General features: G+C 66.6%; 21 protein-coding genes. 12 read left to right on the top strand and 9 right to left on the bottom strand.

What is annotated here, in order from left to right; genetic code table 11:
• Positions 1-8: 8 nt before the first annotated feature.
• Positions 9-611, bottom strand: a complete 603-nt coding sequence (locus tag OG394_RS31020; protein ID WP_328990711.1) for a cysteine hydrolase family protein — start codon at positions 609-611, stop codon at positions 9-11.
• Positions 612-841: 230 nt separating this feature from the next.
• On the opposite strand from OG394_RS31020, the gene OG394_RS31015 reads away from it, so the two are divergent.
• Positions 842-2,047 carry an aldose epimerase family protein gene (locus tag OG394_RS31015; protein ID WP_328990710.1) on the top strand — a complete coding sequence of 402 codons (1,206 nt, stop codon included), beginning with the start codon at positions 842-844 and terminating at the stop codon, positions 2,045-2,047.
• A 43-nt stretch (positions 2,048-2,090) separates the two neighbouring features.
• Here the strand turns inward: OG394_RS31015 and OG394_RS31010 are convergent, their stop codons facing one another.
• Positions 2,091-2,603 (bottom strand): cysteine dioxygenase family protein, encoded by a 513-nt coding sequence (locus OG394_RS31010; RefSeq protein WP_328990709.1) that lies wholly within the window; start codon positions 2,601-2,603, stop codon positions 2,091-2,093.
• 67 nt (positions 2,604-2,670) lie between these two features.
• On the opposite strand from OG394_RS31010, the gene pdxR reads away from it, so the two are divergent.
• Positions 2,671-4,077, top strand: coding sequence for a MocR-like pyridoxine biosynthesis transcription factor PdxR (pdxR, locus tag OG394_RS31005; protein ID WP_328990708.1), 1,407 nt, complete (start codon positions 2,671-2,673; stop codon positions 4,075-4,077).
• A 112-nt stretch (positions 4,078-4,189) separates the two neighbouring features.
• Here pdxR and OG394_RS31000 read toward each other — a convergent pair whose 3' ends face one another.
• The 4 genes from OG394_RS31000 to OG394_RS30985 all read right to left on the bottom strand — a co-directional run bounded on the left by OG394_RS31000 (position 4,190) and on the right by OG394_RS30985 (position 7,915).
• Positions 4,190-5,188, bottom strand: coding sequence for an endonuclease/exonuclease/phosphatase family protein (locus OG394_RS31000; RefSeq protein WP_328990706.1), 999 nt, complete (start codon positions 5,186-5,188; stop codon positions 4,190-4,192).
• Between the two features lie 31 nt (positions 5,189-5,219).
• Positions 5,220-6,506, bottom strand: a complete 1,287-nt coding sequence (locus OG394_RS30995; protein WP_328990705.1) for a sensor histidine kinase — start codon at positions 6,504-6,506, stop codon at positions 5,220-5,222.
• Positions 6,503-7,207, bottom strand: coding sequence for a two-component system response regulator CseB (cseB, locus tag OG394_RS30990; protein ID WP_328990704.1), 705 nt, complete (start codon positions 7,205-7,207; stop codon positions 6,503-6,505). Before cseB ends, OG394_RS30995 begins: the two co-directional genes overlap by 4 nt.
• Positions 7,208-7,348: 141 nt before the next feature.
• Positions 7,349-7,915, bottom strand: a complete 567-nt coding sequence (locus OG394_RS30985; RefSeq protein ID WP_328990703.1) for a DJ-1/PfpI family protein — start codon at positions 7,913-7,915, stop codon at positions 7,349-7,351.
• 70 nt (positions 7,916-7,985) lie between these two features.
• On the opposite strand from OG394_RS30985, the gene OG394_RS30980 reads away from it, so the two are divergent.
• The 3 genes from OG394_RS30980 to OG394_RS30970 all read left to right on the top strand — a co-directional run bounded on the left by OG394_RS30980 (position 7,986) and on the right by OG394_RS30970 (position 11,335).
• Positions 7,986-8,927, top strand: a complete 942-nt coding sequence (locus tag OG394_RS30980; RefSeq protein WP_328990702.1) for a GlxA family transcriptional regulator — start codon at positions 7,986-7,988, stop codon at positions 8,925-8,927.
• A gap of 127 nt (positions 8,928-9,054) precedes the next feature.
• Complete coding sequence (locus tag OG394_RS30975) at positions 9,055-9,588, top strand: GrpB family protein (protein ID WP_328990701.1); 534 nt, start codon at positions 9,055-9,057, stop codon at positions 9,586-9,588.
• Positions 9,589-10,129: 541 nt separating this feature from the next.
• The gene (locus OG394_RS30970) at positions 10,130-11,335 is read left to right on the top strand and encodes a cytochrome P450 (protein WP_328990700.1); all 1,206 of its coding nucleotides are present in this window, start codon (positions 10,130-10,132) and stop codon (positions 11,333-11,335) included.
• Between the two features lie 51 nt (positions 11,336-11,386).
• Here the strand turns inward: OG394_RS30970 and OG394_RS30965 are convergent, their stop codons facing one another.
• Complete coding sequence (locus OG394_RS30965; RefSeq protein WP_328990699.1) at positions 11,387-12,859, bottom strand: hypothetical protein; 1,473 nt, start codon at positions 12,857-12,859, stop codon at positions 11,387-11,389.
• 514 nt (positions 12,860-13,373) lie between these two features.
• Between OG394_RS30965 and OG394_RS30960 the strand changes: the two genes are divergently transcribed.
• Complete coding sequence (locus OG394_RS30960) at positions 13,374-13,616, top strand: hypothetical protein (protein ID WP_328990697.1); 243 nt, start codon at positions 13,374-13,376, stop codon at positions 13,614-13,616.
• A 166-nt stretch (positions 13,617-13,782) separates the two neighbouring features.
• On the opposite strand, the gene OG394_RS30955 is transcribed toward OG394_RS30960, so the two are convergent.
• Positions 13,783-14,688 (bottom strand): PmoA family protein, encoded by a 906-nt coding sequence (locus OG394_RS30955; RefSeq protein ID WP_328990696.1) that lies wholly within the window; start codon positions 14,686-14,688, stop codon positions 13,783-13,785.
• Between the two features lie 244 nt (positions 14,689-14,932).
• Here OG394_RS30955 and OG394_RS30950 point away from each other — a divergent pair, with 244 nt between their 5' ends.
• Positions 14,933-16,717 (top strand): hypothetical protein, encoded by a 1,785-nt coding sequence (locus OG394_RS30950; protein WP_328990695.1) that lies wholly within the window; start codon positions 14,933-14,935, stop codon positions 16,715-16,717.
• 109 nt (positions 16,718-16,826) lie between these two features.
• On the opposite strand, the gene OG394_RS30945 is transcribed toward OG394_RS30950, so the two are convergent.
• Positions 16,827-18,677 carry a hypothetical protein gene (locus OG394_RS30945; protein ID WP_328990694.1) on the bottom strand — a complete coding sequence of 617 codons (1,851 nt, stop codon included), beginning with the start codon at positions 18,675-18,677 and terminating at the stop codon, positions 16,827-16,829.
• Between the two features lie 319 nt (positions 18,678-18,996).
• Between OG394_RS30945 and OG394_RS30940 the strand changes: the two genes are divergently transcribed.
• Genes OG394_RS30940 through OG394_RS30920 form a run of 5 tightly spaced genes read left to right on the top strand, consistent with a single transcriptional unit; the run spans position 18,997 to position 24,605 of the window.
• Positions 18,997-19,989 carry a LacI family DNA-binding transcriptional regulator gene (locus tag OG394_RS30940; protein WP_328990693.1) on the top strand — a complete coding sequence of 331 codons (993 nt, stop codon included), beginning with the start codon at positions 18,997-18,999 and terminating at the stop codon, positions 19,987-19,989.
• Positions 19,990-21,585: an FAD-dependent oxidoreductase gene (locus OG394_RS30935; protein ID WP_328990692.1), complete on the top strand. Its 1,596-nt coding sequence runs from the start codon at positions 19,990-19,992 to the stop codon at positions 21,583-21,585.
• A 14-nt stretch (positions 21,586-21,599) separates the two neighbouring features.
• Positions 21,600-22,844 (top strand): ABC transporter substrate-binding protein, encoded by a 1,245-nt coding sequence (locus OG394_RS30930; protein WP_328990691.1) that lies wholly within the window; start codon positions 21,600-21,602, stop codon positions 22,842-22,844.
• Positions 22,844-23,785, top strand: coding sequence for a carbohydrate ABC transporter permease (locus OG394_RS30925; RefSeq protein WP_328990690.1), 942 nt, complete (start codon positions 22,844-22,846; stop codon positions 23,783-23,785). Before OG394_RS30930 ends, OG394_RS30925 begins: the two co-directional genes overlap by 1 nt.
• Positions 23,775-24,605 (top strand): carbohydrate ABC transporter permease, encoded by an 831-nt coding sequence (locus OG394_RS30920; protein WP_328990689.1) that lies wholly within the window; start codon positions 23,775-23,777, stop codon positions 24,603-24,605. The genes OG394_RS30925 and OG394_RS30920 overlap by 11 nt, the downstream gene beginning before the upstream one ends.
• The last annotated feature ends 2 nt before the right edge of the window (positions 24,606-24,607 follow it).

The following is a 24,607-nucleotide window of genomic DNA, read 5'->3' as shown; positions in this document are numbered from 1 at the left end:
TCCGGTCATCATGCCACGGCTTCGCGAACGCGATTCGTCATCTCATCTAGTGACCGGATGGTGGCGAATCGGCCTGCCAGGGCGTACTCCGTGCGCTCGGTGACGACCTCGGGTGTGAGCGTCTTGGGATCGGCCAGTTCCTCCGCGTGGCTGCGTCCGGCCGGCGCCTCCCAATGCGGCAGCGGCGTGGTCGCGGTGGCCTCGGTGACGAACACCACCTCGTAGCCGAGGTCCGACGCGACGCGTGCGGTGGTCTCACAGCACTGCTCGGTCCGGATGCCGCAGATGACCACTTCGTGGACGCCGCGCTGGGTGAGGTACTGCTGGAGATTCGTTGTGGTAAAGGCGTTGTGGGCAGTCTTGTTGAGAACGGGCTCGCCCTCTAGCGGCTTGAGTCCGTCCATCAATTCAACGAAGCCGCTGGCCGGATCGAAGACGCCGCCGGCGCCGGGCTCGTTGTGCAGGATCCAGACCACCTCGTCACCACGCTCGCGCGAGGCGTCTACCAGGCGACCGACTCGGTCGGCGATGTCGGGCCGGTTCGTGCTGACCCAGTTGGGCCGTTGACGGAAGGACTCCTGGACGTCGATGACGATCAAAGCTGTGCTCATGGCACGAGTCTGCGTGACCGGATCGGGCCGGAGGTAGACACCATCAGGCCCGGCACCGGACGGATCCGGTCACGATCTACAGGTGTAGACAGTGATCGGACGAATTCGGACGGTTGCCAACTATTCCAAACACTCTAGTCGCGTGGTTAGGCTGCCGGGTCGGTGGTGGAAACGATCCCACCAACCGTCAGCCGACACAGCGCCAGATGACAAGTGAGTGAGGGGAAGTCATGTCAGACAATCTGCCCCGCCGCCAGGTGCTCCGGACCGCAGGGGCCATCGGCCTCAGTGCCGCAGCCGCCGGGGCTCTGCAGCAAACCGCCAGCGCCACCAGCTCCACCAGCTCTTCAGCATCCGAAGGCATCGGTCACGGCCGGCTCGAGATCAGCAAGAAGGTCTTCGGCAGAACGCCGGCCGGCGAACAGGTCGACGTCTATACCTTCACCAACGGCCGGGTGACGATCTCGATGCTGACCTGGGGCGCAACCCTGCAGCGGATCGAGACGCCGGACCGGCGCGGCCGGAAGAAGAACATCAGCCTCGGTTTCGACAACCTCGAGGACTACGCCGCGCTCAGCCCGTACTTCGGTTCGACCGTCGGCCGGTATGGCAACCGGATCGCCAAAGGCCAGTTCACCTTGGACGGCAAGACGTACCAACTGCCGATCAACAACGGGCCGAACAGCCTGCACGGCGGCACGATCGGCTTCGACAAGAAGGTCTGGCAGGCCAAGGTCGTGCGCACCGATACGGCGATCGGTGTCACCTTCACGTACGTCAGCCCGGACGGCGAGATGGGCTATCCCGGCAAACTGACCAGCACCGTGACGTACACGCTGGACAAGGCCAATCGGCTGAACATCGACTACCACGCGGTCACCGACAAGGCGACCGTGCTGAACCTGACCAACCACGTCTACTTCAACCTCGGTGGTGAGGGTTCGGGCTCGATCGACGACCACATCCTGCAGCTGAACGCGCCCGCCTACACACCGGTCGACGCGACGCTGATTCCGACCGGCCAGATCGCCCCGGTCACGGGTACGCCGTTCGACTTCCGCAGGCCGACCGCGATCGGCGCGCGCATTCGGGACGACCATCCGCAGCTGGTGATCGGTCGCGGGTACGACCATAACTTCGTGCTAGGCGAGGCCGGTAAGGACGGCGTACGCCTCGCTGCCCGGGCCTGGGAACCGGACAGCGGCCGCTCGGTGACCGTGCACACCACCGAGCCCGGCGTGCAGGTTTACACGGGCAACTTCCTGGACGGCTCGTTCCAGGGCATCGGCGGCAAGTCGTACCGCCAAGGCGACGCGTTCTGCCTGGAAACCCAGCACTTCCCGGACTCCCCCAACCACCCGAACTTCCCGTCCACCGTGCTCCGCCCCGGCCAAACCTTCCGCTCCACCACCACTTTCACCTTCGGCACCATCTAGACCGGCAGCGCCGTACCCCTTTGTCCCGGGGTACGGCGCTGTTCTAGACGGCGATGGATAGGTCGTACGTGCGGCGCACGCTGTTGCCGATCCGGGCGATGTCGGTGCCGTACACGTGCAGGGAGATGGCGACCGTCGTGCCCGAGTTCGTCACCCGGTGGATGTCGCCGGGAGGCGCGAAGCCGCTCACCGCTCCTGCCTGGTCGGTGCGGGTCCCCGTCAGCAGCAGGGTTCGCTCGCCCTCGTCGAGGCTGAACCGCTCCTCGTACTCGGTGCCGGCGACCACCGCGACGACGCACCAAGTCGTGTGGTCGTGCACGCTGGTCGCTTGCCCGGGCCTGGAGATGAGCGCGACAACGGAGAAGCTGCCGTCGGGTTCGACGTGAAGCACCTGGCTTCGGTCACTCCCTTGGCGCGCCTCGGCCGGGACCGCCCGCAGGACGTCGTCGGCCGTGGGGAGCTTTCCGCTCAGGTCGGTGACCACAGTGTCGACCACGAGCTGCCAGTCGGCCGGGATCCGGGTGGCGGCGCGGATCGCGGCGTACAGCTGTTCCATGGTGGTCCCTCCGGTTGGTTGAGTTGACCGTAGGCTCGCCAGGTGGCTCTGTGTAAGGTCCAGTTTCATGGCAGTTGAGTGGTCCGGTTTGACCCCTGACGTCCTGCTCCGGCTGGATCGCCAGAGCCCCGAGACGTTGGGTTCGCAATTACAGAACGCGTTACGTACGGCGGTCCGGGAAGGTCGTCTGCAAACGGGTGAGCGACTGCCCTCGTCCCGGAAACTCGCGACGGACCTCGGTGTCTCGCGCGGTCTGGTGCAGGCGACGTACGAGCAGTTGGAGGCCGAGGGCTATCTGCGCGCCTTCGGTGGCTCGGCGACGCGGGTCGCGTTCAGCCCGCAATCGGCCGTCACAACATTGTCAAAACCCACGCCCGTCGCCCGTATGGAGATCGACTTCATACCGGGACGCCCAGACCTCAACAGCTTCCCAACGCGCGACTGGTTGTGGGCCTGCGGGGAAGCCACCCGCACGGCCTCTGCCACGGACCTGGGGTACGGCGATCCGCAGGGGTCGATCCGGCTCCGATGCGTCGTCGCGGCATACCTGCAACGTGTGCGCGGCGCGTTCGCGGGCGCGGACGACCTGGTGATCTGCAGCGGGTTCACCCAGGGCATCGCGCTGACCCTGGCCGCGCTGCGAGCCGAAGGCCTCACCTCGGTCGCCGTCGAGGATCCCGGTCACCAGGACATGCACACTCTCGTCCGACGAGCCGGCCTGACCCCGGTCTTCGTACCCGTTGACGACCAAGGCTTGGTCGTGGATGAGCTCGTTCGGACGAAGGCAACGGCGGTCATCGTCACACCGGCCCACCAGACCCCGACCGGTGTGGTCCTCAGCCCTGAGCGACGGCTGGCGCTATTGCGGTGGGCCGAGCGGATGAACGGGGTGGTGATCGAGGACGACTACGACTCGGAGTTCCGCTACGACAAGCAGGCGGTCGGATCGCTCCAGGGGCTCGCGGCGGATCACGTCGTCAGCATCGGATCGGTCAGCAAGTCTCTCGCGCCCGCGATCAGACTGGGGTGGGTGCTGGCGCCCCGGCGTCTGGTCGCGCGAATCGCCGAGGAGAAGAACCGATCCGACCGTGGCTCGCCGGCGCTCGACCAGTTGGCGCTGGCCAGGTTGATCGAGTCGGGCCGGTTCGATCGCCATCTGCACCGCATGAGGAGCGTCTATGGCGCGCGGCGCGGCGTACTGGTCGAGGCGATCGGCGAACATGCGCCCAACCTTGAGCTGACCGGCCTCGCCGCCGGCTTCCACGCCCTTGCGCGACTCGGCGAGACAGCCGACGAGGCAGGGCTCATCGCCGCCGCGGCCCAGCGCTCCGTCGGCCTGCAGGGACTCGGCCGCTACACATCACCGAACTACCAGGGTTCACCGGCAATCGTGTTCGGCTTCGGCGACCTCAACGCGGATGCGATCAAACGCGGCATCACCACCATCGCCGACCTACTCCGGCAGCACGCATAACTTTTCGTTCATTCGTCGGAATCCGCCCTCCCCCGCTGCTTTGCCGCACCTGTCCGCGGTGCTGCGAGGGCGGATTCCGACGAATGAACGAAAAGAAGAGGCGAACGCAAAGTCAGAGGGCCAAGGTGGTGGCGATGGGGAGGTGGTCGCTGGTGGTGGCGGGGAGGGTCCAGGAGCGGAGGGGTTTCACGTTGCGGACCAGGATGTTGTCGATTCGGGCGATCGGCAGGATGGCCGGCCAGGTGAGGCCGAAACCCTGGCCCGCTTCGTCCTGGACCGAGACCAGCCGGTCCGTCAACGGCGTCAGCGCGCGATCGAGCGTCGTACCGTTGAAGTCGCCCGCGAGGATCGTGCGCCGGACCCGATCCGTGCGAATGGCCTCGCCGAGCAGCTTGGCCGCGTAGTTCCGGCGGTTCGTCATGAACCCGATCGCCGGTTTGACCCGGACCGACGAGAGATGCGCGACGAAGACCGCGACCGGCCCGCGCGGCGTCTCGACCGTCGTCCGCAACGCGCGATCCGGTTCGTAAATGTCGACGGACCGGGAATCCGCGATCGGGTATTTGCTCCAAAGGCCGACCGTGCCCTCGACCACGTGATAGCGATACGACGGTTCGAGCACGCGTTCGTAGACCCGGATCGCCTTGCGGGACAGCTCTTCCAGCGCGATGAGGTCCGCGCCGGAAGCCGCGAGCGCGGTCGCCGTACCGGCATGGTTCGAGTTCACCGCGCTGACGTTGTGGCTCACCACGGTCAGGTCCGCCGTACCGGATTGCTGCTTGTCCGCGAAGGTCGCGCCGAACGTCGCCAGCCAAGCGGACAGCGGCATCACCATGACCAACAGGATCGCGACCGACCGGCGTGCGATCGCGAACACCAGCAGTACGGGCACGGCCAGGATCGACCAGGGCAACAAGGTCTCGACCAGACTGCCGAGATTGCCCGGGCGGTTCGGGATCGAGCCGTGCAGCAGGATCGTGGCGGCCGTGAGCACGCCGTACGCGATGACCAGCCGGCTCCTCTTGCCGGGCCGGTTCGGCTTAACCGCGCTTGTGGGCTGACGGTGGCGAGGGCTAGGGGCCGGGGCCGGGCGGTCGATGAGTGCCGTCATGGCGCGTCACCCCTTCTGATCGGTTACTCGATCAGCCTGCGCGACCGGCATCTCCAGCTTGTCCGGATAGATCCGCCACTACCGCTTGAACACCCATCAGTCCCGCATCAGGCAGCCGTACGGTCGCGACCGCGCCGCCTTCCGCCGCATTCGCGAACGTCAGGTCCGCCCCGATCACCGCCGCCTGGCCCATCGCGATGGTGAGACCGAGCCCGTGCCCGCGACCGCGCTCGGTGACACCGGTCCGAAAGCGCTGCGGGCCGTCGGACAGCAGGTCGGCGGGAAATCCGTCGCCATGATCGCGTACGACGATGGTGCTGCCGTTGACGACGACGTCGACCGGGGGACGGCCGTGCCGATGCGCGTTGACGACCAGGTTCGCGATGATCCGGTCGAGGCGGCGCGGGTCCGTCTCGACTCGGGCGTCCGCGGTGATCGTCAACGTGGCGTCGAGGCCTGTGCGAGCGAGTGCGTCCGCGACCAGTTCGGGTAGCGCGACCGGGCGGGGATCGGCCTGTTCGGCGCCCGCGTCCAGTCGGGAGATCTCGAGCAGATCCTCGACCAGACCGCGCAACACCTTGACCCGCCCGCGAACCAGGTCGGTCGCCTCGCCCTCGGGCAACAACTCGGCCGAGGTCATCAGGCCCATCAACGGCGTACGCAACTCGTGCGCCACGTCCGCCGTGAACCGCTGCTCGCTCACCAGCCGATCGCGCAGGCTGTCCGCCATCTGGTCGAGCGTCGCGCACATCTCGTCGATCTCGTCACCGCGTCCGGTCGCACCGGTGCGGGCTTCCAGATCGCCTGCCGCGATCCGGCGTGCGACCCGCGCACCTCGGCGCAGGCGCCCGTTCGGCAGTTCGGCGGCGAGGGCCGCGAGTGGGACGAGGATGGCCAGCGCGAGCACGGAGTACTTGACCAGGTCGAGGTCGAGCCCGGAGACACTGAGCATCTCCCAGGTCATATCGACCTCGACCGAGTACGCCTTACCGTCGCGCATCTCGCCGGCCCACATCGAGGGGCGCTTGGGGCGGTACTGGTACCAGGTGACGATTCCCCTGGTGCTCTGCATCTTGGCCAGCAGCTCGTCCGGTGGGCGGTCCGTTCCGACGTACAGGCTGTCCTTGTCGCCGGCGTTGTACTCGACGATGGCCGCCTCGAATACGGCACGGGCCCGGCCGGCCGCCGCGGCCTGGGCGCGGTCTTCGGTGGCTTCGTGGACCATCAAACCGATCGCTAAAGCGACTGTGCAGCAGGCGAACGCGACCAGGGCGGCGATCTTCCAGCGCAAGGACCGCCAGTTCAGCAGGTTGGTCACTTGCGTAGTTTGTAGCCGAAGCCGCGAACGGTCTCGATCCGGTCGGCGCCGATCTTCTTCCGCAGCCGCTGTACGCACAGGTCGACCACTCGGGTGTCGCCGTCCCAGCCGTAGTCCCAGACCTTGCGCAACAACGTCTCGCGGCTCAGCACGATGCCGGGGTTCGCCGCGAACTCCAGCAACAGCCGCAGCTCCGTCGGCGCCAGCGCGAGCTGCACCCCGGCCAACCGGATCACCAGGCCCTCGGTGTCGATCGACAGGTCCCCGAATTCGAGCATTTCCGGGCCTTCGTGTCCTTCTTGGCCGGGCTCCTCCGGGCGGAAGACCGTGCGGCGCAGCAGTGATCGGATCCGCGCCAGCAGGACGGGCGTATCGACCGGCTTCACCACGTAGTCGTCGGCGCCGGCCTCGAGGCCCTGCACGACGTCGAGCGAATCACCGCGTGCGGACATCATCAGGATCGGCCCGAGGCTCGTCTCCCGAACCCGCCGGGTCAGCGAGATCCCGTCCAGCCCTGGCAGCATCACGTCCAGCAGCAACAGGTCGAACCGCCGCTCCCGGGTCAACTCCAGCCCGGTCAACCCGTCCTCGGCGACCGTGACGGCATACCCGTATCGCTCGAGGGCCATCGCGACCGTCTTCCGGATCACCTCGTCATCCTCGACCAGCAGGATCGTCGCGATCGGCGTACCAGTGGACATCTCTTCCCATCCCCGAACGTCAGCTACCCCCGAACGCTAACCCCCACGAGCCGCCACCACCCCTCAACCACATCTCAGCCACGTATCAGCGAAACCACCCCACCTGCCTCCTGCCCCTGCCCCTGCCTCCGGCGTTCGGCGTCAGGTTCGGGTTTGGGTTATCCAGGCGCAGAGGTCGCGGGTGGGGGTTTGGAGTTCGCGTTCGAGGAGGTGGAGGGCGAGGTCGACGCCGGCGAACCAGCCGGAGCCGCAGGTGACGAGATCGCCGTCATCGACCACGCGAGCCCCGGGAACCACGTCGGCCCATTGGGCGAGGAGCTCGAGGTCGACGTCATGGGTTGTCGCCGGGCGACCTTCGAGGAGACCCGCGGCGCCGAGCAACAGAGTGCCCGAGTCGATCCCGGCGAGGATCAACCCGTCGCCGCCGCGGGCCTTGGCCTCCGCGAGCTGTTTCGGGATCACCCCGCGCTCGATCTCCTCGTGGATCCAGCCGCCGCTCACCGCGAGCACGCGCGCCTCCTCCGGCGACCACGCGCGCAGTCCGTCGTACGTCGTCCCATAACAACCAGTCACCCGCGTCGCCCCGTCGGCCGTGACCAGGTACGGCTCCACCGGCAGCCCGCGCATCCGGGCCGTGGCGAACACCGCGTACGTCGCCTGAGCATCAACCTCGGCCACTCCGTCGAACATCAGCACGTCGATCCGCATCCCCACAGCCTGGCTCGTCGCGACGCTAAAAAGCAGTGGCTGGAATGACGTCATCCGATAAATTCGAGCCATGCACCGAGTCGCGATTCTCGCCATCGAAGGAGTCGTCGGACTCGAGTTGGCCTCGGCGGCGCACGTCTTTGCGTTGGCGACGGATCCCGGCACCGGCGACAGCCTGTACGACGTACAGATCTGCGGGCCGCCGAGTGGTTCGGCCGTCACCGCGGGCGGCCGCGAGATCATGCGCGCCCAATTGCCGTACGCCTTCGAGGACGCGACCACCGCCGATACCGTCATCGTGCCGGCACCTTCGATCGAGGCTGCGGATGCCATCGCAACCGTCCAGCAGGCCCATGCGAATGGCGCACGCATCGCCTCGATCTGTACGGGCGCCTTCATCCTCGCGGCCGCCGGGATACTCGACGGACGCCGTGCCACCACGCACTGGGCCCACGCGGCCGAACTGGCCAGGCGATTCCCGGCCGTCGACGTGACCCATGGCGAGCTGTACGTCGACCAGGGCGACGTCTTGACCTCCGCCGGCGTGACAGCCGGGCTGGACCTCTGCCTGTACCTGGTCCGTCGCGATCACGGCTCGGGTGTCGCGTCCACGGTCGCGAGGCGAATGGTGATGCCGCCGCATCGGAGTGGGGGTCAAGCGCAATACATCACCACACCGATCGTTGCCTCGGGCAACTCTCTGCAACCGGTGATGCACTGGATGGAAGAGCATTTGGCCGAACCGTTGACCTTGGCAACGATCGCCGCCGAGGCCTCGGTCAGCACGCGTACGCTGAGCCGCCAGTTCCGCGACCAGACTGGCGAAAGCCCGTTGCAATGGCTGATCCGGCTGCGCGTCCACCGGGCCCAGGAATTGCTTGAGGCAACGGATCTCGGCGTCGAACAGGTCGCCGCGGCGTGCGGGTTCGGTACGTCGGTGGTGTTGCGGCAGCACTTCGCGAAGACGTTGGGGACCAACCCGACGGCCTACCGGCGGACGTTCGGGCGATAGGCGGCGAGACCCTCCCCGCAACGGGACGACAACGGCGTTCCGACGGCCATGTCAGAGGCGTGTCAAGAAGCGTCGTGCCCATGCCGATCGTGGCCGCTCTGGTCCATCCGGTTGAGAGAATCGACGCATGACGACGCTCGCCGAGTACGACCCGACCTGGCCTGCCCGCTACGAGGAGACGGTTGCGGAATTGCGGCCGGCGTTCGGCGACACGGTCGAGGAGTTCGAGCACATCGGCAGTACGGCGGTGCCCGGCCTGGTCGCGAAACCCGTCATCGATATCGCCGCCAAAGCCGACGCACTCAGCGCGATCGTGGCGTGCGAACCGGCACTGGCCTCGCTCGGATTCCTCCGGTCGGTCGACGGACCACCCGACCGCCGTACGTACGTCAAACTCACCGACGACGGCGTCCTCACCCACAACCTGCACGTCTTCGCCGCCGAGAACTGGGACCGCCTCAACCAGCGAATCCTGCGCGACTACCTGCGGACCAATCCCGACGCGTGCCGCCAATACGCCGACCTCAAGCGCCGCCTCGCCGCCCGAGGCCTAACCGGCTTCGACTACACCTACGCCAAAACCAACCTAATCCAGCACCTAACCAACCGAGCCCGCGCCACCCGCAGCCTCACCCCATCCCCCGCCTGGGTCAAAAGCTAACCCCTCCGCTGGCCACGCTGCCCCACCAGGCCGGCCGCTCGCCACGCCAACACCGGCACCCCGCCCACGGATCGTCACCACCCAAGCCCTGCGTCGATTCGTCTGGATTCGCCCGCTGCTACGTCGTCCAGTTTTCCGACCAAGGCCGTGCGGGCGAATCCTGACGAATCGTCGCTAATCCCGGCCCACGCATCACCTCCCCCGGAGCCTTTGACCGTCGTACTCCGGCCTACAGGGTTTCGTGGTGCGCGATTAGCGTCGATTGGTCAGGATTCGCCCGCGGACTCGAGCCGGCCAAAGTGACCCGCCGCGGAAGCGGTCGAATCCAGACCAATCGACGCAGTGCTTAGGTGGCGCCGACCCGCGGGCGGGGTCCCGGTGTTGGCGTGGCTAACCCCACGACGCGGCAGTGCTTGGGTGGCGACGACCCGCGGGCGGGGTACCGGTGTTGGCGTGGCTAGCCCGATGGCGGCAGGGCTGAGGTGGTGCCGACCCGCTGGGGGGTGAGCGAAGGGTGGCCTAAGAACCTAGGGTCGTTGGCATGACGGAGCAGCCGGTTCTCGACATCCCTTTCCCTGACGCCTTCCGGTTCGATCCATCGCCGACCTTTGAGGAACTACGCGAAAACCGCCCGGTCGCCCGCGTCCGTACGCTCGCGGGCGCGGAGGTCTGGCTGGTCACCCGGTACGACGACGTACGGCTGGTGCTCGCCGACCCCAGGTTCTCCCGGGCCGCGGTGGTTCGGCAGGGCGCGCCGCGAGTGGCCCTGGCGAAGCCGATGCCGAATAGCCTGACGACGACCGATCCGCCCGAGCACACCCGGTTGCGGCGGCTCGTTTCGTCGACGTTCGCGCATCGCCGGATCGAGCGGACCCGGCCGTGGGTCGCCGAACTCGCCGCCTCGCTCGCCGACGACATCGCGGCCGCCGGGGATGGCGCCGACATCCGCCAGCTGATGGCGCTGCCGTTGCCGATCCAGGTGATCTGCCACCTGCTCGGTGTGCCGTACGAGGACCGCGAGCAGTTCCGCGAATGGACCGAACTCGGCTACTCGATGCAAATGGCCGAGGCCGAACGCGTCGAGCAGGCGATGACCGACCTCACGGCGTACATCGCGAAGCTGGTCGCGGTGAAGATGGCCGACACGTCCGGACCGGCTGAGGACCTGCTGGACGAACTGGTCCGCGCCCGCGAACAGGGCGATCGGCTCAGCGAGGAGGAGCTGATCGCGTTCGGCGTGAACCTGCTGGTCGCCGGGCATGAGACGTCGGCCAACCAGATCTCGAGTTGCGTCGCGACACTGCTGCGCTATCCGGACAACTGGGCCAAACTCGTGGCGGACCACTCGCTGGTGGATTCGGCGGTCGAGGAACTCCTGCGCTACAACCGATTCAGCGAGGTCGGACAGTTGCGCGTGGCAACGGAAGACGTCGAGCTGCATGGCATCACCATTCGTGCGGGCGAAGGCGTGATGGCGGCGCTCAACTCGGCGAACCGCGATCCGCGGGCCTTTGACGATCCCGACTCGATCGACCTTGCGCGTAAGGACAACAAGCATTTGTCGTTCGGATTCGGACCACACTTCTGCCTTGGCGCACAGCTGGCGCGGATCGAATTGCAGGAGTCGCTGCTCGCGTTGTTGCGGCAATTCCCGAAGATGAGTTTGGCCAAGCCCGCGTTGGAATTGGAGTGGCGCAGGGTGCTGGTCAGCGGTCTGGCCGAGCTGCCGGTCAATCTCGGGCGGTAAAGCAATCGGCGCTCCACCCCTTGGTTGGGATGGAGCGCCTGCAGCTGAATTTCAGTTGTTGGTGGCGACCAAAGACTCGTCGTCGTACTGGCGAATCAGCGAGGCGGCGAACGCCTCGGTGGTGTTGATCGCGGAGGCCAGTTGGCCGGGGGTGCGCTCACGGTCCTCCGGCCAGTCAGCGAGCAGGTTCCAGGCCCGCTCCTTCTTCTTGGCGAGCAGCATCTCGTCACCGCTGCTGCGCTGCTGTGCCGCTTCGGCCTCAGCCTTCTTGGCAGCCGCCGTACGACGCTTCGGCTTAGCGGGAGCGGGCGCGGGCGTCGACGTGGTGACCGGCTCCGGCGTGACCGGGGTAACCGGCGCGACCGCGATCGGCTCGATGTCCGGCAGCACCGGCTGAACCTGCACCACCGGCTGAATCGGCTGGACTGGCAGGACCGGCTGAACGGGCTCGGCCGGGTGCTGGGCCATCGCCATCGCGGCCTGAACCGTAGCCGCGGCGGCCTGCGCCTCCGGCGTCTGCACAACGTGCGCAGCCGGGGCCTCGCTCTGGATTGGGCCAGCCGGCGCGGCCTCGATGCTCTGGGTCTCGCGTCGGTCGTACGGCAAGTACTCCGCGGGCAGACCGCCCTCGACCTTCGCCTGCCACTGGTCGTCGGCACCACGCAACGGCGTACCGTCCGGGCGGAAGGCGTTCGGCGTCGCGGTGACCTGGACCCGGAGCAGCCGGCCGCGCACGACCTCGGTGCTCTCGGCGGGTTCCTCTTCAGGCGCGGGCGCGATGGCCTTGGTGAGCTTGTTGGTGACGACCTCGTAGTCGATACGTTCCTCGAGCATCGCGGCCAGCCGGTCCGGGTCGTACGTCGTCTCGGCGATCTTCGCGAGCCGCTCGTCCTGCTGCTCCGAACGAATGAACTCCGCGACCGTACCGGCGATCGCGACCCGGCGGGCGGTGTTCCGCATCTGCTCGCGGGCCTGCCGCAGGCTCTCGTACAACCCGTAGCCGTGTTCGAGCGCGAGGGACCGGGCCAGCCAGGTCACTCTCGGCTCACGCAACCACTGGACCAGGCCGTACACCGGACCCGTGTTCGCCATTTGGCCCGCGGAGCGCAACGCGTCCCGGCGGCGGGCCGAGCTGTGGATCAGCCAGAGCACATACGCGAACGCCGAGAGACCGCCGAACCCGAAGGCCAGGAACCGCTCCTCCGGACGCCAATGCCCGACGACGTTGAACACAAGCGCGACCAGGGCGGCGAACATCGACATCGCCCGGTACGCGTAAGCCTGCTCGCCCTTGCGCCGGCGAAGGTCGGCCAAGGCGGCGGTCGCGACACCACCGAGCTCGATCACGCCGACGGCCGGGGTGACCATCGCGATCCGGGCCCACATCGGGAAACCCTCTTCGGGCCAGGGAATATGCGTGATGCCGGCCCAGACCTGTCCGACCAGCGCTGCTGTTGCCGCGGTCGCGTAGAACGCATAGGCGACCTTGTCCGCACCGGTAAGCGGAACATCTTTCAGTTCCACCGGTTTGTTTTCCTCCTGCAAGACTTCTTCTCCTGACCGGTTTGGGCTTTCCGGCTGCTGGTTCGTTCCACTGGGCGGCCGGGTGGCCCGGATTCGTTCGGTCGTCATCTCATCGGTACCAGCGCTGTCGCGCAAGGTGGTGCCGGACATCAATGCCTCTGCCTCCCCAGGTCGCTGGATGAGGCTACCGGTAATACCACCCACGATCGAGCGGATCCCACAACGGATCGATCAAGCTCTGCCACCGCCCCAGCATTCCGCTCCCCACGAACCTCAAACCACCCCAGTACGCAAACCCCTCCCCCAGTACTCCACCCCGCCCATGACGAATGCCAACACCACGCCTACCACCATGCTGACGCCCTCCCACACGCGCAGACCAATTTGTGGAAAACCCCGCCGCGAAGTGCCTCGAAGTGCGGCCTGTGGAAAACCCACCGACGGTCGGACGCGGAATTTCACGTCCGACCGTCGAGAATTCATCCACAGGCCACACTTCGAGGCACCTCGCGAGATGGTTATCCACAATTCGCCCGCCGCCCTTGCGCAGCACCTCAACCTCGTACCGCGACAGACGCCGATACGCATCGCGCGAATACGACGTACGACGCGCGTGCTCCCTGCGACGCCGACCAGGTACGACGTACAGCGTGGCGTGATTCGTATGACGTCGCCCAGGTACGACGTACAGCGTGGCGTGATTCGTATGACGTCGCCCAGGTACGTCGTACGGCGAGGCGTGGTTCGCGGGACGTGAGGTTGGCGGCGGCGCCGGGCTTACCGGTTCGCGGGAGGACTGCACACGCGAACGACGAATTGTGGACAGCCCTCCCGCGAGGTGCCTTGAAGTGTGGGGTTGTGGAAAACCCAGCGACGGTCGGACGCGGAATTTCGCGTCCGACCGTCGGGGAATAGTCCGCGTGTTAAGGGAGGAGGGATTGGGCTTGGATGGCTAGGGCGGTGGCGCGGGTGTTGGTGGAGAGGTCGTCGGCGATGAGGACGGCGTAGCGGAAGGTGAGGGGGGTTTCCGGGGTGAAGGGGAGTTCTTCCGAGAAGAAGGGGGCCGGGCAGACGGCGGCGAAGTCTTCGGAGCGCACGAACCACTGCGGGGGATGACGCGGGTTGGTGGTGGCGTCGGCGAGGAGGACGGTGGAGCCTCGGCCGGTTTCGTCCTGGCGGCCGGTGAAGCCCATCCAGGGGGCTCGTTGGCCGCGGAGTTCGTCACCGCCGGCGCCTTGCGGGGCGAGGATCGTGCCGCCGGTGAAGGCACGCGGTCCGCGCCAGAAGAGACCGCCGTAGCCCGCGTTCTCGCGACCGGCAGTGGTCGGGCTGCCGATCTGGACCACGTCGCCGGACACGTTGGCCATGGTCGTCTCGAAGATCAGCGCCCAGCCGTCCGGCGTCAGCGTCGCCGTCAGCGTGCGGTCCTCGGTGACGACCTCGTCGCCGGACTGGGTGTGCCACGCGAGCTCGTGCTGAAAACGAACGCTCTTCTCGTCGGCCTCGAGCGACACGACGCGCCGGTGGTCCATCGAGCCGTTGTTCTCGAGCTGCCGGTAACCGTGCTCCCGCGAGAAGGTCGGACCGCCCCAGAAGTTGTCGTGCCCGAAGTGCGGCAGGGACCAGACCAGTCCCTTGTGCCAGACGTGGTCGTGCGGGCGGAAGACGGTGACCAGATCACCGCCGAGGGTGCGAATGGGATGCACGTACGGCCGCGGTGATTCCAGCTGTACGTCGGTCGGGCGATAGACGTAGCTGAACAGCTCCACCTCACCGGCGCTGACCTGAATCGAGCGGCCGACGGTGTGGTTGCATTCCAGTACGGTCATAGGGCGATCTCCGTCTCGAGGTCCTCTGAGGAAGCGCAGCGGCGGCGACCCAAGCAGCGGAAAACGCTTGCCCACCACGCCTCACCGTAGGCGAAGAGCCCTGCGCCCACCAAGACCCCCAAGGCTGGAATGTCCGGAATCGGCCAAATTTGTTACCGCTAACCCGATTAAGCCTTGACAGGACAAAGTGCGCCGACGACAGTGACGCGTCAGCAAGCGGTTTCCCTGCCCTTGGAGGTCCCCAATGCTGCGCCGCAGCTTTCTCGCCGGCACCCTCACGACCATCTCCACCGCGGCCCTCGTGCCGCCGTCGGCCAGCGCCGCACAAGCAAGCACCGCCGGCGCCCAGGCCGGAGCCGAGGCCGCCCTGGACGAGGACTTTCTGACCCTGCTGACGACGAAGAACAACGCCCAGGTGCCGCTCGTCCTGGCCGATCACCAGAACCCGGCCGACAGCGTTCGCGGTGTCGCCCGCAAGGCCCGGCGCCTGGTCTCGGCGTACGTCTGGAACCGGTCGTCGTACCACCATGACGGCACTCTGCTCGGCCCGCTGCACACGTTGTACGTGCGGCTCCGCGACAGCCAGCACGACGACGGCACGTACGACGTCGGCAACCTGCACTCGCCGCCGGACAGCTCCTTCGCCCTGCAGGACATCTGCATGATGTGGACCCTGCTCGACGCGGACGGGCAGACCGCCACCCAGGAACACCGCGACATCCTCGAGGCCATCATCAAGCTGGCGGGACCGGCCTTGGCCACTGGTGGTGTGCACACGCCGAACCACCGCTGGGAGGTCTCCGCCGCGTTGGCCCGGATCAACCACCTCTGGCCGGATCGGCGTTACACGGAGCGGATCGATGACTGGCTCGCCGAGGGCATCGACGCGGACCAGGACGGCGTCTACAGCGAACGCAGCTCCACGTACGCCTCCGAGGTCACCAACCATTGCCTGCTCACGATCGCCTGGTTGAAGGATCGGCCGGAGCTGGTCGGGCACGTACGGCGCAACCTGGCCATGACGTTCTACCTGCTGGAGCCCAACGGCGACGTCGATACCACCGCCTCCCGCCGGCAGGACCAGAACCGAATCCGCGAGATCTGGTGGTACCTCACCCAATACCGCGAACTCGCCCTGCACGACGGCAACGGCCGGTTCACGACGGTTGCCAAGGGCATCGAACAACGCGGCACCGGCGAGCTCGGCGACTTCCTGGCCGAGGTGCTCGAACGGCCCGAGCTGGCCGCCGTACTGCCAACAGCCGAGCCCATCCCGGAAGACTTCAGCCAGGTCTACCCCGAGCAGGGGCTTGCGCGGATCCGCCGGGGCGCGCGGACTGCCACCTTGTTCGGCGGCACCGACTTCCACGATCTGCCGCTGATCGCGTCGGGCCTGTCCACGAACCCGACGTTCTTCAAGCTGCGCCAAGGTGCGGCCATTCTCGACTCGGTCCGGCTCTCGCCACAGTTCTTCAGCACCGGGCATTTCCGCAGCGACGGTCTGCGCCGGCTTGGTCCGAAGGCCTTCCGGCTGGGCGACGAGGTCAACGTGCCGTACCACCTGCCGCTCCCCCGTCGGTATCGTCGCGCCGACGGCGATTACGCGATGACGCCCGACGGCCGGTTCTACTCGAAGATGGACTTCCCGCACCGGCCCAAGCACTACCGGACGTTGCGAACCGAGGTCGTCGTAACGGAGCTAGCGAACGGCTTCGACCTGGCCATCGAGCTGGGCGAATCCGAAGTCCCGTTCGCGATCGAGCTTTGCTTCCGCCCGGGTGGCCAGCTCACCGGTGTTGAGCAACTCGATGCCAATGGCAACTACCAGCTCCCCGGCGGCACCGGCGCGTACGTCGTCGGCAATGACCGGATCGAGTTCGGCCCGGGCAACGGCGCCACCCGGGTCACGATGGACCCGGGCGAGCGCTACACGTACCTCGGCGGCAGTCTCACCCCGGCCGGCCTGCGGGTTTACATCACCGGCCGGTCGCCACTGACCTACACCCTGAAACTGCGTTGTTCGTCCTGACCCGATTCACGCCACCGCGATGGAGAGGATAGAGAGGGTCGCGGTGGCGTCACCCGAACGACGGCCGTGCCCAGGCGGGCGGCTTGGGCACGGCCGTCCTTGACGAGGCTCAAGACAAGTGGATGTGCGTCTCCAAGGTGCCCTCGTGCGGCACGCGCAGCATGTGCACCCGGCGTCGCTGATCGCGCAAATATGTGCGAGTGGTCGCGGTCAGCGAGGCCGGTCGCGCTGCTCCCCAGTTGATCGTGATGACCGCGCCACCCCGGCGCAGCACGAGGCCGCTCGCGGTCACGGTCCGGCTCTCGTTGTAAGGAACGCGAGTGCCATCCGCGAAGACGACCTCGTCCTCCGGCTGCAGTACCAGCGGGACCTGCTCGACCGCGGCCGAGGTCGCCCGCACCTGCCGGATCACCGTCGAAGGCTCGAACCGCAATGACGTGAGTACGGACGAGTCGGTGGTCCGGTAGTCCACCCGGCCGGGCAAGTCGTACGACGCGACAAGGTTGCCGTCGGCATCGGGTTTGCCCGCGAGCACGGTCGACCAGCAACCGGTCGCCGTCTGCTGCGAGTGAATGACCGTGCCGGCCTCGGGATGCCAGAGGAATCCCGTCCCGGCCTTGACCACACCACCCGGGCGCTTGCCGAAGAACGCGCCGAGGTAATACCCGGGCTTCCGTACGTACAGGTAGTCCTGGTCCTCGACGGCATCACGTCGCAGCTCAGCGAAGTCCTGTTTACGCAAGTACGGCAGACGTGCGATCGCCCGGGCCTTTGCATCGCGACTCGGCAGACGTTCGCCATAGGAGACGTGCGCGATGATCCGCGGCGAGGTGTCCTGCTTCGCCAGCGGCTTGACGGGTGCGGGATCGGCGGCCCAGGCCGAGCGGGTGGCGGCGCGATCCTCGCGAGTGGTGAAGAACGCGCCCAGCTCGGGGACTTCCGGCACGAAGAGCGAGCCGAGATTGCTGCGATCGGGATCGGGGATCACGTCGTCGTACGCCGCGCTGGCCGTTCGGTCGGAGACCGCGTAGTACGTCAGCCAGCCCGAACCGTCCGGCTCACGGAGCAGGTTGTAGCCGAACCAGTCGGTGAACTTCCGCGTCATCGAGACCATCGTGCGACTACCGGTGAGCGCGTAGATCTCGGCCATCTCCGGCAGCATCACCTCGAAGTTGTAGTTGATGTCCATCCCGCGTGGGTCATAGAAGAACCCGGCCGGGCTCTGCCCCCAACGCCCCACCCAGAGGATCCGCTCGCGCAACTGCCGGGACAACGTTGCGTCCGGCAACAACTTCAACGTGAGCGCGGCACCGGCCAGACCCGCGACGGCCTGGTTGCTGTATTGGAACGGCTCATCCCAGACCACCTTGTTGGCCGGGTCGAGATACCACGTCACGCCCTTGTGGAGAGCGGCTTCGAGCTCCGTACGACGTGCTGGCAGCGCGCGAGCCTGCCGAAGATTCGCGAGCGTCTTCGCGAGATAGCCGAGGCCGAATCCGCTCGACGCCTTGCCACGTTCGCCGGGTGCGTATTCGGGCCAGGAGCCGTCGGCGTTCTGGAGCTTGAGGTAGTGCTGGATGGCGGCATCGAGCCTTGCCAAAAGCGCCTGGTCGCCGGCGTACGGGTTCCACGGGCGGCGGTTCGCGTAGTGCCAGCTGAGGGTGTAGACGTGCTCCTGCACCCGCGAGTTGTACGGCTGCGCGGGGGTGCGCCACCAACCGCCGCGCATGAACCCGTACGTCGCGGGATCGGTCAGCTCGATGTCATTGGCCATCGGCGCGAGAATCGCCAGGTATCCCGCGAACCGCTGCTCGGCCGGCGTGAACAACCCGCGATCCGGCGATCCCGGCGGGAGGCTCGCCACGAGCGGAATCCCCTCCGCGCGCGCGGTCACCGTAGGCCCGAACACCGCCGCAGCCGCCGTCCCCGCAAGCAAGGTCCTGCGCTTCAAAGTCCCCATCACTCCCACTCCCATCGAGACAATCACCTATGGCTGGGGCGGTCTTCTGGTTTGCGTTCATTCGTCGGAATCCGCCCTCTGCCCGCTGCTGACCTGCACCGGTCCGCTGAGCTGAGAGGGCGGATTCCGACGAATGAACGCAAGTGAGGTAGCGCCCGGGCCGTCGCTGGAGTCTCCGACCTCGGCGATGCGTGGGTCAAGAGGATGTGGCTGCTAATCCGTATTACTACAGCGATCAGGTCTTGACGGGATGAAAGCGACCGGTCTAACGTCCCGATCAACGGCAGAGGCAATACGTATTACTCAAAGGAGGTGGGCGGTGCGATTGACGCAGCGGGATATCGCCAGGCTGGCGAATGTCAGTCAGACCACCGTCTCCCTGGTGCTGAACAACCGGACCGCCGCGTCCGCCCGCATCCCCGCCCAAACCAGGGCGCGAGTCCTGAAGGTGATCCGCGAGACCGGCTATGTCGCCGATCCCCTCGCGCGGCGGATGCAGCAACAGCGGAACAAGATCCTCGGCGTCTTCACCTACGAGTCGGTCTTCCCCAGCACCAGCGCCGACTTCTACCACCCGTTCCTCGGCGGTATCGAGGAATGCGCGGAGGAAGTCGGCTGCGACCTACTGCTGTTCACAAGCGCGCCCGTCACCGGCGGTCGCCGCCGCGTCTTCCACGAGAACAACCGGCTCCGACTGGCCGACGGTTGCCTGCTACTCGGTCGCCGCATTCCCGCCGAGGAGTTGAGCCGGCTGGTCCGCGAGGGCTATCCGTTCGTCTCGGTCGGCCGACGCGACGACGCCGACGGCCCAGTCCCGTACGTCGGTGCCGACTACGTCACCGCCACGGCCGCCGTCGCCGACCAAGCGCTCGCCCTCGGTCATCGCCGGATGGCGTTCATCGGCCCGGGCGCCGGTGCCGAGTCGTCGGCCGATCGGTTGAAGGGGTTCCGCAGTGTCACCGACGGCCCGCACTTGCAGGCCGAAGGCGACGTACTGAGCGAACTCCTCGAGCGCGGCATCACTGTGGCGTTCACCGAAGACCTCGCGGACGCGGCCGCGTTGGCCGAGGCGGCCGCCGCAAAGGGCCTGAGCGTGCCGGGCGACTTGTCGCTGGTGGCGCTCGGCGATGCCAGTCGGCCAGTTCCGGGTGATGCGGAGTACAGCGGGTTCCATATTCCACGCAAGCAGATGGGCCGCCAGGCGGTCGAACTGCTCGAAACGATCTTGTCCGGTACGACGGCCGAAACCCAACGGCTGCTGCCCTGCGAACCGGTTGAGGGCAAAACCCTCGCCGCCCCTGGAGGAAAGTAGATGCACACGGATGTACTGGTCGTCGGCGGCGGGCTTGGCGGGGTGGCGGCTGCCCTTGCCGCCCTGCGCGCGGGCCGCTCGGTGATCCTGACCGAGGAGTTCGACTGGCTCGGCGGGCAACTGACCAGCCAGGGAGTGCCGCCGGACGAGCACACCTGGGTGGAGCAGTTCGGCGTGACCGCGTCGTACCGGGCGCTGCGGGACGGCATCCGCGACTACTACCGACGCCACTACCCGCTGACCGCGCGATCGCGTGCCGCCAAGGAGCTCAACCCGGGCGCCGGTTACGTGTCGAAGTTGTGCCACGAACCACGCGTCGCCGTCGCGGTGATCGACTCGATGCTCGCGCCGTACCGGGCCAACCTAAAGCTCCAAGTCCTCCAGCCCTATCGGCCGGTCAACGCGACGACCGACGGCGATCGGGTCACCTCCGTGACGGTGTGCCATCGCGATACCGGCGAAGAACGCACGCTGACCGCGCCGTACATCCTGGACGCGACCGAGACCGGCGAGCTGTTGCCGTTGACCGGCACGGAGTACGTCACCGGCTTCGAGTCGCAGGCGATGACGGGCGAGCCGAGTGCTCCGGTGGAGGCGCAACCGCTGAACATGCAGGCCGTCTCGTTCTGCTTCGCGGTGGACCATGTCGACGGTGACCACGTGGGCGACAAGCCGGCGAACTACGCTTTCTGGCGGAACTACCAGCCGCCGTTCTGGGGTGATCGCATGCTGTCCTGGCACGCGCCGGACCCGCGCACCCTCAAGCCGTCCCTGCGCAGCTTCACGCCGAACCCGGATGACGACCCGCTGTCGGTGGTCGCGGATCAACGCAAGGCCGGTGGCGATACCAACTTGTGGACGTTCCGACGGATCGCGGCGCGGCAGCACTTCGAGCCCGGCGCGTACGCGAGCGACATCTGCCTGGTGAACTGGCCGATGATCGACTACCTGGAAGGCCCGGTCTTCGACGTACCCGACGCTTTGAAGCATCTCCAGGGCGCCAAGGAGTTGTCGCAGGCGGTGTTCTACTGGTTGCAGACCGAGGCGCCGCGGCCCGACGGTGGCGCCGGCTTCCGGGGTCTGCGCATGCGCGGGGATCTCCTCGGGAGTTCGGACGGCCTCGCGCAAGCGCCGTACATCCGGGAGTCGCGCCGGATCGCGGCGGAGTACACGATCGTCGAGCAGGACCTGTCGGTCGCCGTGCGCGGTTCGCGGGGCGCGGTCGAGTACGTCGACAGCGTGGGCGTCGGGATGTACCGGATCGACCTGCATCCTTCGACGGGTGGCGACAACTACATCGACGTGGCGAGCAGCCCGTTCCGGATCCCGCTCGGGGCGTTGATCCCGCAGCGAGTGGAGAACCTGCTGCCCGCGAGCAAGAACCTGGGCACCACGCACATCACCAACGGCTGTTACCGGTTGCACCCGGTGGAGTGGAACGTCGGCGAGGCCGCCGGACTGCTCGCAGCTTTCTGCCTGGACCGTGGCACAACGCCGCGCGCGGTCCGCAATTCCCCTGCCCTGCTCGTTGAGTTCCAGTCCCGGTTGTCGGACCAGGGCGTCGAACTGAGCTGGCCGGACGTGACCGGCTACTGATGGGAGAAATGACCATGAAACTCCGACTGACCGCACTCGCAGCAGCAGCTGTGCTCGCCCTGACCGCGTGTGGTGGCTCCTCGGGTGAAGCCGCCAAAGGCCCTGCCGATCTGCGGATGACCGTGTGGACCGCGAACGCGAAACACCTGGCGCTGTTCGACCAGATCGCCGCGGACTACAAGAAGGATCATCCCGAGATCGGCAAGGTCACCTTCGAGTCGATTCCCTTCGACACCTATACGACGGCGCTCACCACCCAGATCGGTGGCGGCAATGTGCCGGACCTGGCCTGGATCCTGGAGAGCACCGCGCCGGACTTCGTCTCGTCCGGAGCGCTGGAGCCGATCGACAAGGATCCCGACTTGTTGCCCAGCACAACCGCCTTGTGGGAGAAGGATGGTGAACTGCTCGCATATCCCTTCTCTACTTCGCCTTTGGGCGTCTTCGTCAACACCGACCTGGTGACGGCGGCCGGACGGCAGACCCCGGCACAATTGATTGCCGCGGGCAAGTGGACCTGGGAGGAGGCTGCCGCGACGGCCGCCGCCGTCCATGCCAAGTCCGGCAAGGGCGGGATCGTTGTCGGCGACTTCGACTTCAAGGGCTGGGACGCGCTGAACTCGATCTGGAGCGCCTGGGGTGCGCGGCCGTGGAGCGAGGACGGCAAGACCTGCGGGTTCGACCAGCCCGAGATGGTCGGCGCGATGACCTTCATCCACAAGCTGATCTTCACCGACAAGGGCATGCCTGGGCCGGGTACGACGGCCGATATGTACGCCGGGGACTCGGCGATGATCATCACCCAGATCAGCCGCGCGGCCTTGCTGGAGAAGGCGAAGTTCAAGTGGGACCTGGTGCCGTTGCCGACCGGTCCAAAGGGTGAGTACTCGGTCGTCGGCCAGGCCGGTATCGGCGTACTCAAGCGTGGCAAGAACGTCCAGGCTGCTGAGGACTTCCTTACGTACTTCAGCAATCAGGCGAACTCGGCCAAGCTGGCGCAGTTCTTCCCGCCGCCGCGCAAGTCGCAGCTCAACACCACCACGCTGGCCAAGGCCAACCCGCTGCTCAAGCCGGAGCAACTGCAGGCTGTCGTGATCGACGGGATCGAGCGCGGTGACATCAAGACCAGTCACGTCGGGTACGCCGAGCTGCAGCAGACCGTGCGCGCGGCCCTCGACCCGTTGTGGAAGCCCGGTGCGGACGTGAAGGCGATCATGACGGACGTCTGCGCCAAGATCAATCCACTGTTGAGTAAGTGATGGTCCTGCTCTCTCCACGCGTTCGCGAGGAAGCCGCCCCGGCACCGGAGCGGCCTTCCTACTGGACGCTGCGCAGGCGCGACGAACTGGCCGGCTGGCTGTTCGTCGCGCCGCAGCTGGCCGGCATCATCGCCTTCGTCCTGGTGCCGCTGGTGCTCGTCGTCTGGTACAGCCTGCACGAGTGGAGCGTCCTGGCCGGCACCTTCGAATTCGTTGGCGCAGGCAACTACCAGGCGCTGGCGGACGACCCGCGGTTGTGGCCCGCCTTGCGTGCGACCGGGCTCTTCTCGGTCGGGCTGGTGGTGCTGAACCTTTCGCTGGCGTTGTTCCTGGCGGTGCTGTTGAACCAGAAACTCCGTGGCACGGTCTTCTTCCGCACGTTGTTCTTCTCGCCAGTCGTCGTGACGTTGGTGGCCTGGACGATCGTGTGGGGATTCCTCTTGCAGGACAACGGCGGTATCAACGGCCTGCTCGACTCGATCGGAATCGACGGCCCGAACTGGTTGCGTGGTGAGACCACCGCGATGATCTCGGTCATCGTCGTGCAATTGTTCAAAGGCGTCGGGTTGAACATGGTGTTGTTCCTGGCCGCTTTACAGGGCGTGCCGGCCGAGCTTTACGAAGCGGCCCGGATCGACGGCGCGAGTGCCTGGGCGCGATTCCGCCGGGTGACCGTGCCGTTGATCAGTCCGACCATTCTGCTGACGTCGATCCTCACCATTGTCGGATCACTCCAGGTTTTCGCGCAGATCGCCGTACTGACTCAAGGCGGCCCTGGTACGTCGACCACGGTGCTCGTCTATTACCTGTACCAGCAGGCCTTCCAGTTCCATCATTTCGGCTATGGCGCGACCATTTCGCTACTGCTCTTCGCCATCGTGCTGGCGTTGACCGTACTGCAATGGCGGATGCGCAAGAGGTGGGTCTTCCATGAGTCATAGGCTGAAACTCGTCGTCTACGGGTTGTTGCTGATCTTCTGCGTGCCCTTCGTCTTCCCGACCTGGTGGATGGCGACGTCCTCGCTGAAACCCATCAACGAGATCTTCGCGTTTCCGCCCCGGCTCTGGCCGTCGGACCCGACGCTCGACGCCTATCGCCGGGTGTTCGAGTTGCAGCCCTTCGAGCGGCAGTACTTCAACAGCCTCTACATCGCGTTGATCGTCACCGCCGGCACCCTGGTGGTGTCGTCACTGGCCGGATACGCCTTCGCCCGAATCAAGTTCCGCGGTTCGGGGGTGGTCTTCATGATCGTCCTGGCCGGACTGCTGGTGCCGAACGAGGTCACCATCGTGCCGCTGTTCCGGATGTTCGATTCCGCCGGACTCGTCGATACGCACTGGCCGCTGATCCTGGTGCCGATGCTCGGGGCGCCGAGTGTGCTGGCGACGTTCATCATGCGGCAGTTCTTCATCAGCCTGCCGAACGAACTGGAGGAGGCCGGACGCGTCGACGGCCTCGGCAGGTTCGGCCTGTTCTGGCAGGTGGCGCTACCGCTGGCCAAACCCGCGATCGGCGCCGTCTCGATCTTCACCTTCCTGCACAGCTGGAACCTCTACCTCGAGCCCATCGTCTTCCTGTCCACCAAGGAGAAATTCACCCTGCCGCAAGCCCTCACACAGTACGTCGATGCCTATGGCGGCTCAATGTGGAACGTCCAACTCGCCGCCGCCACCATGAGCGCCCTCCCCGTCCTCATCATCTTCATCCTGGCCCAACGCCAATTCATCGAAGGCCTAGCCCATACCGGCCTCAAGGGTTAATC

The organism is Kribbella sp. NBC_01245 (genome assembly GCF_036226525.1).
Classification (GTDB): Bacteria; Actinomycetota; Actinomycetes; order Propionibacteriales; family Kribbellaceae; genus Kribbella.
The sequence above is the reverse complement of the archived record's forward strand: the minus strand, read 5'-3'. Positions and strand labels throughout refer to the sequence as shown.